The organism is Bacteroidota bacterium (genome assembly GCA_016718825.1).
Classification (GTDB): domain Bacteria; phylum Bacteroidota; class Bacteroidia; order J057; family JADKCL01; genus JADKCL01.
Genome location: JADKCL010000003.1, coordinates 65450 through 83514, shown reverse-complemented (window position 1 = coordinate 83514; position 18065 = coordinate 65450). Strand labels below are relative to the sequence as shown.

The 18065-nt window shown below is 51.3% G+C and carries 18 protein-coding genes and 1 pseudogene; 12 read left to right on the top strand and 7 right to left on the bottom strand.

Features of this window, described 5'->3' with window-relative positions; genetic code table 11:
* Position 1 precedes the first annotated feature (1 nt).
* Positions 2–1186 carry a VWA domain-containing protein gene (locus tag IPN95_04090; GenBank protein ID MBK9448585.1) on the bottom strand — a complete coding sequence of 395 codons (1185 nt, stop codon included), beginning with the start codon at positions 1184–1186 and terminating at the stop codon, positions 2–4.
* 118 nt (positions 1187–1304) lie between these two features.
* On the opposite strand from IPN95_04090, the gene IPN95_04085 reads away from it, so the two are divergent.
* The 3 genes from IPN95_04085 to IPN95_04075 are packed head-to-tail and all read left to right on the top strand — an operon-like array spanning position 1305 to position 3335.
* Positions 1305–1952: a hypothetical protein gene (locus IPN95_04085; GenBank protein MBK9448584.1), complete on the top strand. Its 648-nt coding sequence runs from the start codon at positions 1305–1307 to the stop codon at positions 1950–1952.
* Between the two features lie 9 nt (positions 1953–1961).
* Positions 1962–2678, top strand: coding sequence for a hypothetical protein (locus tag IPN95_04080; GenBank protein MBK9448583.1), 717 nt, complete (start codon positions 1962–1964; stop codon positions 2676–2678).
* Between the two features lie 18 nt (positions 2679–2696).
* Positions 2697–3335, top strand: coding sequence for a hypothetical protein (locus IPN95_04075; protein ID MBK9448582.1), 639 nt, complete (start codon positions 2697–2699; stop codon positions 3333–3335).
* Here the strand turns inward: IPN95_04075 and IPN95_04070 are convergent.
* Positions 3322–4152, bottom strand: a complete 831-nt coding sequence (locus tag IPN95_04070) for a MoxR family ATPase (GenBank protein MBK9448581.1) — start codon at positions 4150–4152, stop codon at positions 3322–3324. The two genes, IPN95_04075 and IPN95_04070, sit on opposite strands and share 14 nt — an antisense overlap.
* A gap of 219 nt (positions 4153–4371) precedes the next feature.
* On the opposite strand from IPN95_04070, the gene IPN95_04065 reads away from it, so the two are divergent.
* Entirely contained in the window at positions 4372–5160 is a 789-nt protein-coding gene (locus IPN95_04065) for a hypothetical protein (protein MBK9448580.1), read from the top strand.
* Entirely contained in the window at positions 5142–5861 is a 720-nt protein-coding gene (locus IPN95_04060) for a hypothetical protein (GenBank protein MBK9448579.1), read from the top strand. Before IPN95_04065 ends, IPN95_04060 begins: the two co-directional genes overlap by 19 nt.
* A gap of 59 nt (positions 5862–5920) precedes the next feature.
* On the opposite strand, the gene IPN95_04055 is transcribed toward IPN95_04060, so the two are convergent.
* On the bottom strand, positions 5921–6580 hold the full coding sequence (locus tag IPN95_04055) for a LysE family transporter (protein ID MBK9448578.1): 660 nt from the start codon (positions 6578–6580) through the stop codon (positions 5921–5923).
* A gap of 124 nt (positions 6581–6704) precedes the next feature.
* Complete coding sequence (locus tag IPN95_04050; protein ID MBK9448577.1) at positions 6705–7022, bottom strand: iron-sulfur cluster assembly accessory protein; 318 nt, start codon at positions 7020–7022, stop codon at positions 6705–6707.
* A 105-nt stretch (positions 7023–7127) separates the two neighbouring features.
* On the opposite strand from IPN95_04050, the gene IPN95_04045 reads away from it, so the two are divergent.
* The 6 genes and pseudogenes from IPN95_04045 (at position 7128) to dnaA (ending at position 15060) form a co-directional block, all read left to right on the top strand.
* Positions 7128–9101, top strand: a complete 1974-nt coding sequence (locus tag IPN95_04045; GenBank protein ID MBK9448576.1) for a hypothetical protein — start codon at positions 7128–7130, stop codon at positions 9099–9101.
* A complete protein-coding gene (gene scpA / locus IPN95_04040; GenBank protein ID MBK9448575.1) occupies positions 9098–11254 on the top strand; it encodes a methylmalonyl-CoA mutase in 2157 nt (718 codons plus the stop codon). Before IPN95_04045 ends, scpA begins: the two co-directional genes overlap by 4 nt.
* Positions 11251–11541: a hypothetical protein gene (locus tag IPN95_04035; protein ID MBK9448574.1), complete on the top strand. Its 291-nt coding sequence runs from the start codon at positions 11251–11253 to the stop codon at positions 11539–11541. Before scpA ends, IPN95_04035 begins: the two co-directional genes overlap by 4 nt.
* 92 nt (positions 11542–11633) lie before the next feature.
* The gene (gene meaB, locus IPN95_04030; GenBank protein ID MBK9448573.1) at positions 11634–12626 is read left to right on the top strand and encodes a methylmalonyl Co-A mutase-associated GTPase MeaB; all 993 of its coding nucleotides are present in this window, start codon (positions 11634–11636) and stop codon (positions 12624–12626) included.
* Between the two features lie 51 nt (positions 12627–12677).
* Positions 12678–13226, top strand: coding sequence for a hypothetical protein (locus IPN95_04025; protein ID MBK9448572.1), 549 nt, complete (start codon positions 12678–12680; stop codon positions 13224–13226).
* Positions 13227–13622: 396 nt separating this feature from the next.
* Positions 13623–15060: pseudogene (dnaA, locus tag IPN95_04020) on the top strand (chromosomal replication initiator protein DnaA).
* A gap of 88 nt (positions 15061–15148) precedes the next feature.
* On the opposite strand, the gene IPN95_04015 reads toward dnaA, so the two are convergent.
* The 3 genes from IPN95_04015 to IPN95_04005 form a co-directional block, all read right to left on the bottom strand.
* The gene (locus tag IPN95_04015) at positions 15149–15628 is read right to left on the bottom strand and encodes a hypothetical protein (protein MBK9448571.1); all 480 of its coding nucleotides are present in this window, start codon (positions 15626–15628) and stop codon (positions 15149–15151) included.
* Positions 15629–15635: 7 nt separating this feature from the next.
* Positions 15636–15875 (bottom strand): hypothetical protein, encoded by a 240-nt coding sequence (locus IPN95_04010; protein MBK9448570.1) that lies wholly within the window; start codon positions 15873–15875, stop codon positions 15636–15638.
* 73 nt (positions 15876–15948) lie between these two features.
* Positions 15949–16836: an EcsC family protein gene (locus tag IPN95_04005; protein MBK9448569.1), complete on the bottom strand. Its 888-nt coding sequence runs from the start codon at positions 16834–16836 to the stop codon at positions 15949–15951.
* Between the two features lie 88 nt (positions 16837–16924).
* Between IPN95_04005 and IPN95_04000 the strand changes: the two genes are divergently transcribed.
* On the top strand, positions 16925–18064 hold the full coding sequence (locus IPN95_04000; GenBank protein ID MBK9448568.1) for a cystathionine gamma-synthase: 1140 nt from the start codon (positions 16925–16927) through the stop codon (positions 18062–18064).
* Position 18065 lies beyond the last annotated feature (1 nt).

Genomic DNA, 18065 nt, shown 5'->3' with positions numbered 1-18065 from the left:
TTCAATTCCCCTTCTTCAGTTTTTTCATCGCTTCCGTCAATCCTCCCACGGTCATCGGAAACATCTGATCCTCAAAGAATTTCTCGAGCATCTTGATGGATTGCGTGTAGCCCCAATGTTCTTTGGGGACCGGATTGAGCCAGACGATGTGGGGGAACTGCGTGCGCAGGCGTTGCAGCCAAACGATGCCGGCTTCGTCGTTGTAATGCTCGACGCTGCCGCCTTGATAGGTGATTTCGTAGGGCGACATGCTTGCGTCACCGACGATGATCACGCGGTAGTCTTTGTTGTATTTGTTGAGGACTTCGAGGGTCGGAAGGCGGTCGCTCATGCGGCGATTGTTGTCTTTCCAGACCGTTTCGTAGAGGCAATTGTGGAAATAATAGTATTCCAAATGCTTGAATTCGTGGCGGGCAGCGCTGAATAGCTCCTCGCAGTCGCGGATATGGTCGTCCATGGAACCACCGATGTCGAAGAAAATCAGCACTTTAACGCGGTTGCGTTTCGAAGGAACCATTTCGAGGTCGAGCAGGCCGGCGTTTTCGCTGGTTTTGCGGACGGTTGCCTCGAGGTCGAGTTCGTCGGCGACGCCTTCGCGGGTGAGGACGCGCAAGCGCCTCAGGGCCATTTTGATGTTGCGGGTATTGAGCTCGACATCGTCGCTCAGGTTGCGGAATTGCCGTTGATCCCAGACCTTGATGGCGCGCCGGTGGCGGCTGCCTTCTTGCCCGATCCGAAATCCCTCCGGATTGTAGCCATACGCGCCAAAAGGGGAGGTGCCGCCCGTCCCGATCCACTTGTTGCCGCCTTCGTGGCGTTCGTGTTGCTCCTCCATCAACTGCTTGAAGCGCTCCATCAAGGCCTCCAATCCGCCCATGGCTTCGATCATCGCCTTTTCTTCTTCGCTGAGGAATTTTTCCAGATTCTTCCGCAGCCAATCCTCGGGGATGTCGCGCAGCATTTCATTCGGAATCAGCTCCATTCCCTTGAAATAATGCCCGAAAAGCATGTCGAACCGGTCAAAATGCTGCTCCTTTTTGATCAACGTTGCCCGCGAAAGATGGTAGAAATCCTCCAGGCTGAACTCGGCTTCGCCTTTCTTCAGCGCCTCCAACAAGGTCAAATGTTCCCGAATCGAGACAGGAAGTCCGTTGGATTTAAGCAGCAAGAAGAAGTCGATAAACATGCCGCGAATTTAGGGAAAGTAAACGGCAGATGTAACCAGATAGTAAAGCTATCGTATAGGGTTTAAATGCTATCATTTTCCAGCTTTTGGAGATGGAAATAAATTTTTACCTTTCACAATGAACGTATTTCAAGGCGGCCCGGAAGATTCGTATCAAGAAGGTCCATTCGATCGGCCACCCCTCGAGTCCTATGTTTCTGGAATTCCAAAACGCAAGGCTATCCGCTTCAATGGGCCGGAGGATGCGCCGGTTGGCGTCAAGTTTCAAAAGTTGGCCGATGGATATGCTGCCGAAGCACCCCTGCGCGACGTGGCCACTGGATTGGTGATGATTTTGGCAGGGTTGGGAAGTACGATTTTGATGCTTTCTACGATCGCCAACGAGGACATTTCACCCATTTTCATTCCCATCATGGGAGGCTTGGCAGGGCTGTTCTTCCTTGTAAGCACTTTGTATTTATTCCCGCGTGCGAAATTGAGTTTGGACGGCGAATGGCTGACCTACAAGGTCTCGCTATTTGGCATCCGTCGCACAAAGCGGATTTCCCTGACGCAATTGAAGCGGCTTTTTCTCACCAAAGAGCAAATTATGATCGGTTCTATCGGGTATCCCATTGAACGCGTACGCAGATTCCCCAAAATTGGCATCGAAACAGCGGATCGTCGCTGGGAATTCGGGAAGAATCTGAAGGATGCCCATCAACAATACTTTCGCTACTTGATCGAATACCACTACCGGCAGTGGAAGGCCAAAAAGCCGCAATAGGCATTTCCAGTGCAACTACTTTTCACTAATCACTTTTCACTAATCTTTCCCAGCAACTTTGACGATCTTCCCTCCGCACGTCCTCGCAAGCCTGCACCCGCGCGAGATGCACCGACTGCACCCAAACCCAGCAGGCCAGCTTTCGAATTCAACAGTCCAGAAGACACTCCCAAAAGGGTCAAGCTTCAAAAAACCGAAGGTGGATTTGTCGTCACCGCACCACTGGCAAATGTTCCGATCGGTACATTGTTTGGGATCGTTGGCGTTGCCTGCATCGTATTAATTCTCTCAGCAAATGCACAAGAAAAAATTCCGACGACCTGGGTTCCAGTGATGAGTTCCATCGCAGCGGGGATGTTCATTTGCGGAGCAGCATTTTCCTTTTCAAAAGCAGTGCTCACGCTAGATGGAGAATGGATTCGTTTCCAAAGAAAGTTTATTGGCATCATACTCGGGAAGAGGATTTCGATGACCAACCTAAAGCGGCTGTCAATCACCAGGGAGCAAGTTATGGTCGGCATATCTGGCGAAGAAAGCGAAAATTTTAGCACCATTCGCCGCCCCCAAATCCGAATCGAAACAACCGACGACAACTGGGAATTCGGGAAGAATCTGAAGGATGCCCATCAACAATACTTTCGCTACCTGATCGAATATCACTACCGGCAGTGGAAGGCCAAAAGCCGCAATAGGCATTTCCAGGCAACTACTTTCACTTTTCACTAATCACTTTTCACTTCTCCAATGGCAAAAACCTTTCGAAGAAAAATTGGTGACCCGCAGAACCTCGTTTCCCGTTCGGAGCCGGAAATTACATTCGCAAGTCCGGAGGACCATCCCAAACGGGTGTTTTACCGCGCTACCAAAGGCGGTTTCGTGGCCACTGCGCCGTCCATGTCCATCATCATGGCCATCGTTTTTGGCGGACTGACCTTCTTTCAAGGTGGTTTTTTGGTTCGGTCATTGTCACTGGAAAAGGTTCCGACCTTATTTTACCTCGTAGTCGGAGCAACGACACTGATCACCTTGAGCTATTTCCTGTTTTTTTCGATTGGCAGGGAATGTATTCAAGTCAAAGGCGAATACTTGTATCTCAGGCGCACCGTCTTTGGAATCGGGTTTTACGTGAGGCTCAAATGGAAACGCATCCAGCACGTGCGCATCCGGAGACGCGCTTTTGCAACGCGTACTGTGCGTGCGCAAACCTATTCCGATGGGTTTTCTAAGCTCGGGACTGAAACTGTCATGGAAATTGAAACCGACAAGGAGATCAGAATGATCGGAAAGTACCTGCGGAATGAACATTTGTACTACTTCAGGTATTTGCTGCTGAATCACCTGAACAAGAATCATCCGCAAGCGGTCAAACCTACCGCCGTTTGATCCGCGCAAGCAGCATGTCCAAATCCCGCTCATTCTTCAGCAATGCTCCCGAATAGGCCGGCAAAACCTTGGTCAAATCGGTATCCGCCAACTCCGAAGGTGCGACTTTCCCCAAAATCAAGAGTTTCAGCCAATCGATCAATTCGCTGGTACTTGGCCGCTTTTTGATGCCGTTGATTTCGCGGAGGTTGTAAAAGACGTCCATTGCCCGCTGGAACAATTCGCCATCCAGATTCTCAAAGTGCACATTGACAATGGATTGCATGGTTTCGCGGTCCGGGAATCGAATGTAATGGAAGAAGCAGCGCCTCAAAAACGCATCGGGCAATTCCTTTTCGTTGTTGCTTGTGATGATCACGACCGGCCGGTGCTTGGCCCGAATGGTTTGCTGCAATTCGTAGCAGTAGAATTCCATTTTGTCGAGCTCGAGCAGCAGGTCATTGGGAAATTCGATGTCGGCTTTGTCGATCTCGTCGATGAGCAACACCACCTTCTTGTCGCTGTCGAATGCCTTCCAAACGGGTCCGGGCTTGATGTAATTGCTGATGTCATTGACCTTGGCGTCGCCCAATTGGCTGTCGCGAAGGCGGGAAACCGCATCGTATTCGTAGAGGCCCTGCTGCGCAGAAGTGGTGCTTTTGACGTGCCAAGTGAAGATTTCCATCCCCAAGGACTTCGCAACCTCAAAGGCCAACAACGTTTTCCCGGTTCCAGGTTCGCCCTTGACCAACAACGGACGCTCCAAATGGATCGCCGCATTCACAGCTGTCTGCAATTCGCGGGTCGCGATATATGTTTCTGTGCCTCTGAAATTCATGGCGGCAAATATAGAGCAAACTTGACTTGCATTTAGCGTGCGGTGATTCAGATTTGGGCTGAGTTGTGGAGAGTTGAGAGTGGAAAGTTGAGAGTTTGATTTTGGTAAGCCTTTAGGGTTTTCGTGGTCTCTGAACGACGAACTCTCATCTATCGACATTGAACTCTGATCTCTGAACTCAATAGATTTCCCTAACTTTGCAGCAAACCAGATCCCAAGATGGCATTCGGCAAGAAAAAGATCCTCCGTGTGGAGTTTGTGGACACAAAAGGCGAACGGCTGATCGGCTTTGACGAGTTGAGCTTGAAGGAAATCCCCATGGATTTCACCGAGGAAACGTGGGTCGAAATCGACGGTGATCGCTGGAAAGTGGCCAAGGTTCAACCTGCGACAGCCAAGAAGGCTTTGCGTTCGGGCACTTTGACGGTCCATGTGGACCTCGTCGAAAAGCGTACGCCTGAAGCCGAGGCACCTGCCGTGGAAGTCAAAGAAGTTCCGGTTTACAGCTACCCCTCCCGTGCCGATCAGATGCCGCGGATGTCAGGCAAACGCCAAGACCTCCGGTTGCTCGAAATGGGCACGTGGGAATGGCGTGATTGCGAACTTACGAATGCCAGCAACCGCTCCGTTGCAAAAGAGGTGTTCGGAAAAATCGAGGAGCTGATTCAACTCAACAGCACCGTTCGCGACGGGAAGACCTTTTACACCCGTCAATATGATCGGTACGACTTTTTTGCGCCCTTGCGGGGCAGCAAGGTCACGCTCGAAATGATCGTCACCGAATACTTCCCGGCCTCTAAAGCCATTGACGGGCTTACGTTTATGGGTTCCGATCAAGTGGCCGACAGCACTTTTGTATTCAGCGTGCCATCAGGAGTCGTTTTGTACGGTCAGGAATTTGACGAAGTCGTGCGGTACCTCGGGGTGCATCGCCCGGCAACGTTGATGGCTACGCAACAGCGGAGGACGCAACGATTCTCGCAGAATTCATGCGCAAAAAGGGCCTGATTCTGGTGGATTGGCCCAAACGGCAGATTGTCGAGGCTGATGCAGATGCCCTTCTGGACTATTTCTTGGAAGGCTTCGCTGCGGATGCGATTGCGGACGCACGGGAAACGCTTGCCAAAACGCCATCGGAACAGGTAGCTCCGCCGACTCAGGTTTCCGCTGCCATTCGCGAAGAACCCGTTGTTGCACCAATTGCACCGGTGGTCCCGATCGCGCCGATTGCTGAAGCAAATCCATCGCCAATTGTGGCGGACCCGACTGCGGTTGTCGAAGTCCAAAGCCCTGATTCCCCGATAGAAATTTCGAAAGTGGAGGAGGTTGTCGCCCCCGTGGAGGAGGCTGTTTTGGCTGTTGAATCCGTTCCGGTCGCCCAAACAACGGTCGTCCTCGAGAAAATAACGGAAACCACCACCATCATCGAGGAGAAAACCATCGAAATTTCGGTGGTTTCAATGCCCGATTCCCCGGAATTGGAAACGCAAACCCCGACAGAACCGCCGTTTCAGGACGCAGAAGTGGTCGAAACAACGGTGATCGAACCCATCGAAAACGAGGTCGCAGAACCGGAAATCCCGGAAACGCCACCCACCTACCTTGAATTCAGCAGCCCGGTGGAGGAATTGGAAGTCCATGAAACTTCGAATCTTCTGGAACAAACCGATTCGCCGGAAAAGGAATTCAAGACTGAAGACCCTCAGTAAATCAGAAGATTAGGAAAATAAACTTGCCGAAAGGTAGGGTTCTGCAGTGCTGCCGAATCTCAATGCGATTGGCCCATTCCGAGGAAGTAGCTGATGGTCATGTAGATCGCCATTCCAATGAAAATCACGCCGATGATGATGTTGAGACGCGCCTTCCATAGTTGGTTGATCCTTCTACGGGTGATCTTTGCGATTTGCACGAAGATAAAATAGAGAAACCAAGTTCCGACGGGCACGCCCATGAACCAAGCGAGTTTGTCTCCCCAGGTATCATGAATCCACTCTTCTTCGAGCAAGGCCGCGACAATTCCCATCCAAAACACAAACGTCATCGGATTGCTTGCGCAAAGGAAAAAGCCATAGACAATGTTGCCCCAAGCGCTGCGATTGTGTGAACCTACCCCTGTTTGAGGGTCACTGACTTCGACCTTGTTGGCTTTGACGATGGTGACAATGCCCATGATCAGCAAAACCGGGATAAAAAGGATGGAGAGTATCGACATGATTCCCCAATCCTTTAAGGTTTCTCCCAAGCTAAACATTGGAATCGCGCAATAGATGATTTCGGCGAGGATTGCACCGAAACCGATCAGGTAGCCTGCACGTGCATTGTTGTTGAGCGTCGCCTGGAACACAGCCATGTTCACTCCGCCAATCGGAATCGAAATAGCAAAGCTAAAAACGATGGATGTGAGAAATATGAGGAGGAAGTCTAGCACCAACGATTTTGTTTCAATTAAGAAGGCTTGCCTTCGGCCCAAAAATAGCATACAATTCTAAAAAACAACATCCGAATTCCTGACCATGACCAATTTCATCAAAATTGCAGGCCTACCGGAGCGTTTATGCCTCCTTGCGCAACGTCGGATTGTTAAACACAAAACCACGCTGCGATTCGTCCTCATGCCAGTCAATTTCCATTCCCAAAACATACATGCTCTGGGACCGGTCGATCACAACGGGGATTTCATCTACTTCATACTCAAGGTCAGACTCCTTTTTGCTGTCAAATCCCAAGAGATAACTCACACTCGCGCAGGCGGGGCCACCTCCGCGCACGCCCACACGCAAGCGATAGTCCTTGGGAACGTTTTCTCCTTGCATCACGGCTTTGATCGCGGATGCGGCTGCTTTTGTAATCGTAATTGCTGCTGGAATCATAGATTCTTCTCCGCCCTTCGCGAGCCCTTCATTTTGCCGATTCTTTTTCCAAATCAACGAATAAACCCCTAATTTCGGTCGTTTGTTCTAATAATTCCAAATTCAATGGCCGATCACTTGCTCGATGAATTTCCGCCCGTTTCCAAGCAGCAATGGTTGGACAAGGTTGTGTCGGATCTCAAAGGCAAACCCTACGAAAAACTCGTCCGTTATTCCGAATCAGGCGTTCCGATTGCACCGGTCTATGCCAAGGAAGACCTTCCTTCGGATGTCGATCGGAGTTTCCCTGGCCTCAATGACTTGCGCCGCGGTGATTCCTACCTCATGGACGTGAGCCAAGGCGGATGGCTGCTTTGCCAGGACTTTGGGCAGGTTCACCTTGCTGACTTCGAAAGGTTTTCCAAAGGTGTTGAGGATCAGCCATGGACCGGTCGGCAAGCGTTACGCATTGTCTTGGCGAATGGATTTCGGAAGGCGCTTACGACGGGGGGAGCTGAAAATGCCGCTGGCGGAGGCTTGGTCATCGACAATTGGGCGGATTTGGAAAAGGTCGTCGCCTGGGCGGAGGCCAAAGAGATTTTACTTTACTTCGAATTGGGGGATGTCGCCCTCGATTTCCTCGATTCCGGCTTTTTGGGACGGGTCATTGGCGGTTTGGACCTGAATCCGCTGAACTTCTTCAAAGGAGGAAAGCCGGATGAAGGATTGCTGGCAGAACTTTTGCCGCTTTGCGTGAACGCCCTTCAAAAACTCCCGCAAGCAAGCAGTCAATTCTTCAAGTTGTTTACCCTCAACCTGCAAGACCTCGAACTTGCAGGTGCCAATGCTGCACAACAAATTGCTTATGCCTTGGCTATGGCGACCGATTTGGTCGACCGCCTTTCCAAATTGGGTGTTTCGCCCGATGAAGTTTTCCGTTTGATTGCGGTTCAGTTTCCGATCAGCACCGACTTTTTTGGCGAAATGGCCAAGATCAGGGCATTCAGAGTGCTTTGGGGCCGGATGTTGGAGGCTTGGAATCTCCCGGGGCATCCAGGGGATTACACCTATATCACCGGCGTGCCTTCCATTTCCAATGAAACGGTTGCCGATCCGCATGTCAATCTGTTGCGGCATACAACCCAAGCGATGGCTGCCGCGCTTGGCGGCTGTGTTACGGTGAGTTTGCCCGCCTACAACGCCCAATTTGCTCAATCCGATGCAGATGCCTATCGTATCGCACGCAACATTCAACTCGTTTTGAAGGAAGAATCCTACCTCGGCAAAGTGATCGATCCAGCCGGCGGAACCTATTTTGTGGAGGCACTGACCGATCAATTGGCCGACAAGGCTTGGCCCATTTTTCAGGAAATCGAAGCCGCAGGCGGATGGTATTCTTACTTACAACAAGACCGGCTTCAGCAATCCCTCTCCGAAGGCAAACGGAAAAGAACTTCTGCCGTGAGCACGGGCTCCAAGACCATTCTGGGAACCAATCATTTCCCGAATGAACTGGAGACATTGCCTGCGACAAATTACCAGAACGAAGATTTGATCGAAAAAACGGCGATTGCGCAGCGAATGAAGCGCTTGGGTGCTACCCTCGGAATTGTAAATCCCCCATTCGAAGGAAACCGCCTCGCTTTGCCTTTTGAACAACTGCGGCTGAAAATGCAGGAATTGAAAAAGGCAAACCCAGCAATTTCCAAGGCGCTCCTGTTGACCATCGGCGATCCCGTGATGCGGGCTGCAAGGGCCAATTTCGCAAGGAATGTGCTTGCTGCTGGCGGATTTACCTGTGCCGAAAATGCGCATCCAGCTGATTTACAAGCTGCAATGATTGCAGCCAAATCCTTCAATCCTGCCGTCGTCGTCCTTTGCGGTGCCGATGGCGATTACCTCGAAAAAGGCGGGGAATGGCTTTTTGAAATCCAAAAAGTGCTACCCGACGCGATACTGTTGCTTGCAGGCAAACCCGAAGGCTGGGAAAAACTCAAGGAGAATGGGATCTCCGAGCCGATTTTCGCTGGAATGGACCGCGTCAACTTCTTGGAACGGCTTTTGGAGACTTTGAAACAAAGAAAGGAGGCCCGCGCATGAAACCTGACTTCACAAAAATCGATTGGCGCAAGCAAAATGAAGGCAGCCTCGCTGAATGGTGGAATCTGGCGAATGACCATCAAGAATTGGAAAGCCAAGCCTGGGATTCGGCAGAGGGAATTCCGCTTTGGGCCTGCTATACCGCCGAGGACTTGGCGCCGCTCGAGCACCTCCATTACGCCGCCGGACTAGCACCCTATCTGCGCGGACCTTATTCTTCGATGTACGCTTCGCAGCCATGGACGATCCGCCAATATGCAGGCTTTTCCACCGCCGCCGATTCGAATGCATTTTACCGCAAAAACCTCGCAGCAGGGCAGAAGGGGCTTTCCGTCGCCTTTGACCTCGCTACCCACCGCGGTTACGACAGTGACCACCCGCGTGTGAAAGGGGATGTCGGCATGGCAGGCGTCGCCATCGATACGGTCGAGGACATGAAATTGCTCTTCGACGGCATTCCCCTCGGCGAAATGTCGGTGTCCATGACCATGAATGGTGCGGTTTTGCCGATTATGGCCTTTTACATTGTCGCAGCCGAAGAACAAGGCGTTGCTCCCGAGAAGTTGAATGGCACGATCCAAAACGACATTCTCAAGGAATTCATGGTGCGCAACACATATATATATCCGCCGGCGCCTTCCATGCACATCATCGGCGACATTTTCCGCTATACCAGCGAGAAGATGCCGAAGTTCAATTCGATCTCGATTTCGGGCTACCACATGCAAGAGGCAGGTGCGACGGCCGACCTCGAACTCGCTTATACCCTCGCGGATGGCCTCGAATACTTGCGCAAAGGCATCGATGCCGGTCTGGACATCGACGAATTCGCCCCAAGACTAAGCTTCTTCTGGGCGGTCGGGATGAATTTCTTCATGGAGATCGCCAAAATGCGCGCCGCAAGGCTGCTTTGGGCCAAGATTGTCAAGCAATTCAACCCCAAAAATCCAAAGTCCATGTCGCTCCGCACCCATTGTCAGACGAGCGGATGGAGTTTGACCGAGCAAGACCCGTTCAACAACGTCGCCCGTACTTGTGTAGAGGCGATGGCGGCGGCGTTCGGCGGAACGCAAAGTCTGCATACCAATGCGCTTGACGAAGCCATTGCCTTGCCGACGGATTTCTCCGCCCGCATCGCCCGGAATACGCAGATTTACATTCAGGAAGAGACCGGCATCACGCAAGTCGTTGATCCTTGGGGCGGTTCGTACTACGTCGAGCGCCTCACGCACGAGATCATGCACAAGGCCTGGACCTTGATCGAAGAAGTCGAAGCCATGGGAGGCATGGCCAAGGCCATTGAATCCGGCCTTCCCAAAATGCGTATCGAGGAAGCAGCTGCCCGCAAACAGGCGCGCATCGATGCCGGAACCGACGTGATCGTTGGGGTGAATCGCTACCAAACCGACGCGCCGACCAATATCGACATCCGCGCAGTGGACAATACCGCGGTGAGAAACGGCCAAATCCAAAGTATCAACGCGGTCAAGGCCAACCGCGATCAGGCCAAGGCAAATGCCGCATTGGGTGCGTTGACACGTTGTGCTGAAACCGGGGAGGGCAATCTGCTCGCTTTGGCGGTGGATGCAGCCCGTGCAAGAGCAACCTTGGGTGAAATTTCCGATGCCCTCGAAAAAGTATTTGGACGCTACAAGGCTGTGATTCATTCGATTGCAGGCATTTACGCAAGGGAAGCAATGGAAACCGACAATTTCAAGGAGGCCCGCCGCCTCGCCGACGAATTTGCGGCCCTCGAAGGCCGCCGTCCGCGGATCATGGTTGCCAAGATGGGCCAAGACGGGCATGACCGCGGCGCCAAGGTGATCGCGACAAGCTTTGCCGACCTTGGATTTGACGTGGACATAGGTCCCTTGTTCCAAACTCCGGTGGAGGCGGCGAACCAAGCCGTGGAAAATGACGTGCATATACTAGGTGTGTCCAGCCTCGCAGGAGGCCACAAGACCTTGGTTCCCGAACTCATTGCCGCCCTCAAGGACCTTGGCCGCGCCGACATCCTCGTCGTCGCCGGGGGTGTCATCCCGCAGCAAGACTACGACTTCCTCTTCAAGGCAGGCGTCGCCGAAGTCTTCGGCCCCGGAACCGTCATTCCGCTCGCAGCGCAGAAAATCCTCAACCGCTTGCTCAAGGATTGATTCCAAAAGAATACGCGACAACGCAGGAGAAACGCAGAAATCGACTAAAAATGGAGAGGAAAAGTCCCGAGTATGACAAGGAAGCAACAGCGCAAGTCCGAATTGCAGGGAAAGATTTGCTTTTCGCATTCATCACGCTGCCAAATACCCACGGCGGTCATTCTCAACTCTCCACTCTCCACAAAATCAGTAGGGATGTGATCAAAAGAATTGCTATGAGCTCCCGGATGCTTCGCTTCGTTCTGCATGACAAGGGCGCTTCGCTCTGCGTGACCATGTCATTCTGAATTGCTTGCGCGACCCCTTCGGGTTTTTGCTCTCTGAACTCTAAACTTCTCGCAAAACCCTCATTTCTCATTTCTAATTTCTCATTCAAAAAGTGCGTAAAAGACTCTCCCCCCAAGCTTATATCGACGGCGTCTGCCAAGGCGACCGGATGATTTTGAGCCGTGCCATCACATTGGTGGAGAGCACGTTGGAGAGCGACCGCAATCTAGCTGCGGAAGTGCTTGCAGGGTGTCAGGCGCATGTGAAGGAGAGCTTTCGGATGGGGATCACCGGCGTGCCGGGAGTAGGAAAAAGCACATTTATCGATGCATTCGGGAGTTATTTGACCGGCATTGGACATCAATTGGCGGTTTTGGCGATCGATCCAAGCAGCGAAATCAGCCAAGGTAGCATTTTGGGGGACAAGACGCGGATGGAGCGGTTGTCGCGTGATCCGCGGGCGTACGTGCGTCCTTCGCCGGCGCGCGGTTCGCTTGGCGGCGTCACGCGTGCGACGCGCGAGGCGATTTTGCTCTGTGAGGCAGCAGGTTTTGACTTCATCATCGTCGAGACGGTGGGAGTGGGGCAAAGCGAAGTGGCCGTGCACAGCATGGTGGATTTTTTCCTGCTCCTGATGCTTGCCGGGGCCGGCGACGAGTTGCAGGGGATTAAGAAGGGGATCATGGAAATGGCCGACGGGATCGCCATCAACAAGGCCGATGGCGACAACCTTCAGAAGGCCAAGCAGGCCCGCGCTGAATATGAAAGTGCTTTGCACCTTTTTCCCGCAGCTGCAAACGGATGGCTTCCGCCAGTGAAAACCTGTTCGGCAGTAAGCGGAGAGGGGATTCCGGAGATCGGGGCAATGGTGGAAGAATACCGGAAAAGCCAAACGGAAAACGAATTTCTGGCTTTACAGCGCCAACAGCAAGCCAAAACCTGGATGCACGAAACCATCGGACATGTATTGCTCGACCGGTTTTATCAGGATGGAAAAATTCAAAATGAATTGAAGGTCAAAGAATTGCTTGTGGAGGCCGGGAAAATTCCGCCGACGGTCGCCGCGACTCAATTGATTGCTTTATATTTGCATCAGACCAGTTAATGGGGCTTCGCAAGTAGACCTATTGCTTAAAAAAATCATTGCTTTTTGCCCATGAAGACATCAGAAATCATTCTGGAGTTATTGAAATACATCGTGCCTGCGGGTTTGGTGCTTGGTGCCGTGGCCTTTTTGGTGCGCGAACAGTCCAAAAAGGAAGAGACGAGAATGCGTTTCAAGGTGTTTCAAGGAGCACTTTCGCAGATTGTTCCGCTGCGTTTGCAGGCGTATGAGCGCGCATTGCTGTTTCTGGAACGCATCAGCCTTGAAAACATGGTACTTCGGGTGGACGGGCGCGGCAAGACGGTCAAGGCCTTTCAAATGGAGATGACTTCGGAGGTTCGGGCTGAATTTGAGCACAACCTCACGCAGCAACTCTATATTGATTCGGAGAGCTGGGACGCTGTGGTGCGGGCCAAGGAGCAGACGATCGGTTTCATCAACCAAGTTGCGAGCGGCATGTCCAAGGACGCGACCGGATCCGATTTGGGAAAATTGTTGATGCGGGAAATGGTAAGAACGGAGATGGTTCCTGCACGGGAGGCAATCATGTTACTGAAACGTGATGTTCACAAAATGTTCAGATTTGGGGCTAATGACTGATAGAAGTCAAGCTTTCTAACCTGCTCAAAATGAACCTGTGGAAAACCCTTCAACTTGGCATTTGGGCAGGACTTGCAAGCGCGGTTATCCACATTCTGTATGTGAACAATGACGGCATTCATTGTCAGCGTTTTCTGGGAACGTTTAGAAATTCCAGAAAGTATTAATCGTCTGTAAATGAGTGTTTTATGCCGAATTATCTTGAGAAGGTGAAACGTTTGATTCGCCTTGAAAAGGAATCTTCAGAAGCTAAAAATTGTTGTTGTACAAGTTTTTTTTGTGGAAATATTTCAACAACTTTGGAGCTTTAAGGAATGGAATTAATGTCACCGCTGGCGCTTGCTGAGTGCTAGTCTTTATCAACTGATTGGTTTTAATCAGACCTACGGAATTTCAATGAATTTGGACCACAAGGATATTTGGGAAAGGTGCCTGGAAGTGATCCGGGACAACATTAATCAGCAGAGTTTCAAGACTTGGTTTGAACCAATCGAATCGTTGAAGCTGGATGATAAAGTGTTGACGATACAGGTGCCAAGCCAATTCTTCTACGAATGGCTTGAAGAGCACTATGTTTCACTGTTGCGCAAGACAATCAAGCATTTCCTCGGCCCGGATGGCCGTCTGGAATACTCGATTATCGTGGAAAACAACCTTGATGAAGGGCGCAAGTACTCCATCAACATCCCCACTTCGTCGCGGGAGGTAAACACCCGCAACCCGGCGGTCAACATGCCGATCAACATCGGCAAGTCTGTACCCAACCCCTTCGTTATTCCGGGAATCAAAAAAATTAACATTGATTCCCAGCTTAATGCAAATTACACGTTCGAGAACTTCCTCGAAGGAGATTGCAACCGCCTTGCACGCGCTGCCGGCTACGCCGTCGCCACCAAGCCGGGTCAAACTGCCTTCAACCCGCTCTTGCTTTACGGCGGTGTCGGTCTCGGGAAAACCCACCTCGCCCAAGCCATCGGCAACGAGGTCAAGTCCCAATACCCCAACAAAATCGTGCTTTACGTCTCCTCTGGAGAAGTTTTGCAACCAGTTTGTCGAGGCAATCAAGAACAATACCGTCAATGACTTTATCAGCTTCTATCAGCTGATCGACGTCTTGATCGTAGACGATATTCAATTTTTCTCCGGCAAGGAAAAGACGCAAGACCATTTCTTCCACGTCTTCAACCACCTTCATCAGGCAGGCAAGCAGATCGTTCTTACAAGCGACTGCCCACCCAAAGACCTGAAAGGAATGGAAGAACGCCTCCTGTCCCGCTTCAAGTGGGGCTTGAGCGCTGATCTTCAATTGCCAGATTACCACACCCGTGTGGCCATCTTGAAAAACAAGATGTACAAAGACGGCATTGAGTTGCCCGGGGACGTGATCGAGTATATCGCCCACAACATCACGAGCAACGTGCGTGAGTTGGAAGGCGCGTTGATCAGCTTGCTTGCACAAAGCTCCTTGAACAAGCGCGAGGTAGACCTCGACTTGGCCAAGCAGATGCTGAAGAACTTCATCAAGAACGTCAGCCGCGAAATTTCGATCGACGCCATTCAGAAGCTCGTTTGTGAGCACCTGACCGTGGATCAAGACTTGCTGCGCGCCAAAACCCGTAAACGGGAAATCGTGCAAGCACGCCAGATTTCGATGTTTTTTGCCAAGGAGCTTACCAAAGCGTCGCTCAAGACGATCGGCATGCACTTCGGCGGCCGCGACCACTCCACGGTGATTCACGCTGTTCAAACCGTCAATGACTTGATCTCCATTGACAAGGAGTTCCGCAAGAACATTGACGACATCAAGAAAAAGATTTCCATGAGCCTGACTTGATCAGGAGCTTTTATCCGACCACCGGAAAAGAGTATAAAAAAAGGCAACACTGAAGGGTGTTGCCTTTTTTCGTGAGAAGCTGTCCATTCTATTCAGGTGGGAAATCGCTGTGATACTCCTCCACATAGTCGACATGCGCGAGGCTCGGGATTCTGAAACTCAGGCTCGCGTAGCCATCCGCATGGTTGAGCGCCAAGTCCCCGAATTTTAGGATGTCCATACCGATCAAGAATCCGTAAGGTTCACCTTTTGAGTTTTCTCCCAGTGATTTACTTTCAGCAACAATCAAGGTTTGGATTTCCATTTCATTGGGCAGCTCTACGTCGACGATATACTGCGGAACCAACTCGATTCCCGTAAAGCCGCGCATTCGAATGGAACCTACTTCTTCGGCCTGCAATAGCTGCGCGCAATCTCTGGCGATTGCTGAAATCATCGCCCCTGTATCAAAAAATGCAAGAACCTTTTGTTTTGAATTATCATCGATGGCCCTCAATTGGACATAACAATCTAAAATTGCCGTTATACGCCGGTAACGGATTGTGAATGCGCTGTATTTGGTTAACATTTGATGATCAAAAGACAGCACGCAAAATCGTAGCCGTATAGCATTCTTCGCCTTCCTCGCACAACTGGATCGCAAAGGTTCCCGGCTTGTGTGTCTTGGCGGTTTCGTGATAGGCATCGTAAAGTGTATCGTAGGCACCTATCACTTGGGCTCCCTTGATCACGATTTGTTTCCCACGATAGAGCTTGACAAGTTCGTCTTGGTGGGCAACAAAGTAATCAAACTCGTTTTGCAATTTGGTTCTCATACTCAAAAATAGTCCGATTCGACGAAATTTGAAATTCACTTGATCACACAAGAGGAGGGGCACTGTCCACCCCTCACTCCACATCAATCGTCACGATCTTCTTCCGGCCCTTTTTGTCCAGCAAAAAGCGCTCTTGGTAGATCATGATCGCGGTGCGGCCAACGTCCTGCACATAATAGTAGTTGAATCCCGCCGTCAAAATCGCCCCGATGCCGGGAATCGAGGTGATCGCCTTGCGTGCCAAAGTTTCCTTGACAATTTGGTTGATGATGATCCGCGAAACATTGATCGCGGCCGTCTTGCCAAGCTGCTTGCGTGTAAAGTCGGATCCAATCCGGGAAATCCCATCGGGATGATCCTCCTCAAATTCCTTCAATTCGGCAATCGCGGCTTCTTTGGCTTCGGTACTTGCAGCCGTGGCAATCTTGAAAATCCGTAGCATATAGCCGACCTCAAATGGTTCTTCGCCTTCATCGGAGGAGGGTTCAACTTTGTAACCGAAGCTCAACGAAATTTGGTACAACATTCGGAAGTTCAGCACAAACAAGGCAGGCAAATCCGCGAGCAAACCCGCCCAGCCGAGCAGGCCTGTACCGAAACCTTCTGCTGCGGCAAGCCTTGTATTGAACTTGACAAACTCTTCGGCGACGTGGTTCAGGTCAAAAACCGATGCATTCTGAAGCTCCAGAATGGTCGCGCTGTCAATTTCGAATTCCTTGGTCGCCTTCAAAACCTCCTCTTCCCGCACGGTCCATTGGGAAGCATCTTGAAGTTTTTCAGCAATCTTTTCACCGACACCGCCCAGTTTGTCTTGGATGTCTTCAGGAATCAGCTTTCCTGCAGCCCACAAAAGCGGCTTTGTGACCACATGGGTGGCACTATTCAGAAATCCGGGACCGGTTTCTTTCCATTCTTCGATTTCTTTGAGGAGTTTTTGTTCTGTGGAGTTGAGCTTCGCCATTGATGAATTCCTTTAGGATTAGAGATGATTTCGTATTTTACCCCGGATTTTGGATAAAGTTACAGGAAAAATTCAGGAGCGAAGAAATATGAAATTTGGGACAAAGGCTGTTCATGCGGGTGTCGAACCCGATCCAACGACTGGCGCGATCATGACGCCGATCTATCAGACAAGCACTTACGTGCAAGCCGCCCCGGGCGACCACAAGGGTTACGAGTATTCCCGCACCCACAATCCGACGCGCACAGCCCTTCAGAAGGCTTTGGCTGCATTGGAAAATGGCCAATTCGGGCTTTGTTTTTCCTCGGGAATGGCTGCCGAGGATGCTGCGATCAAATTGCTGCAACCAGGTGACGAAGTCGTCTCCACCAATGACCTTTACGGCGGCAGCTACCGCCTTTTCACCAAGATTTTCCAGCCGCTCGGCATCAAATTCACCTTCGTGAACATGGCAGACATCGCTGCTGTCAAGGCTGCAATTACCCCGAAAACAAAGATGCTTTGGGTCGAGACGCCCACCAATCCGACGATGAACATCGTGGACATCGCCGCCATGACCGCGATCGCCAAGGAATGCGGTGCGTTGACCGTCGTAGACAATACATTTGCCTCGCCTTATCTGCAAAATCCGCTGGATTTGGGCGCGGACATCGTCTTGCACTCGATCACCAAATACCTGGGCGGTCACTCTGACGTGGTCATGGGGTGCTTGGTGGTGAACGATGCCGATCTGCATGCCCGTTTGGCTTTCATTCAAAATGCCTGCGGGGCTGTTCCCGGACCGATGGACTGCTTTTTGGTGCTGCGCGGCGTAAAAACCTTGCACCTGCGCATGCGTCAGCATTGCGAAAACGGGCGCGCGGTTGCTGCGTGGCTCGAAGCGCATCCCAAAGTCGAGCGTGTGTACTATCCGGGTTTGGCCTCCCATCCGGGTCACGAGGTCGCCAAGAAGCAAATGCGGGACTTCGGAGGAATGATCTCTTTTACACTGAAAGGCGATGATATCGACGAAGCAAAGCGCGTATTGTCCTCGTTTTCATTGTTTTCCTTGGCCGAAAGCCTCGGCGGTGTCGAATCCCTTTGTGGACACCCAGCCACGATGACCCATGCAAGCATTCCGAAGGAAGAACGGGAAAAGGCTGGTCTCAAGGACTCGCTCATTCGCCTCTCGGTCGGCATTGAAAACGTCGAAGACCTGATTGAAGACCTTCAACAGGCCATCGGCTAAG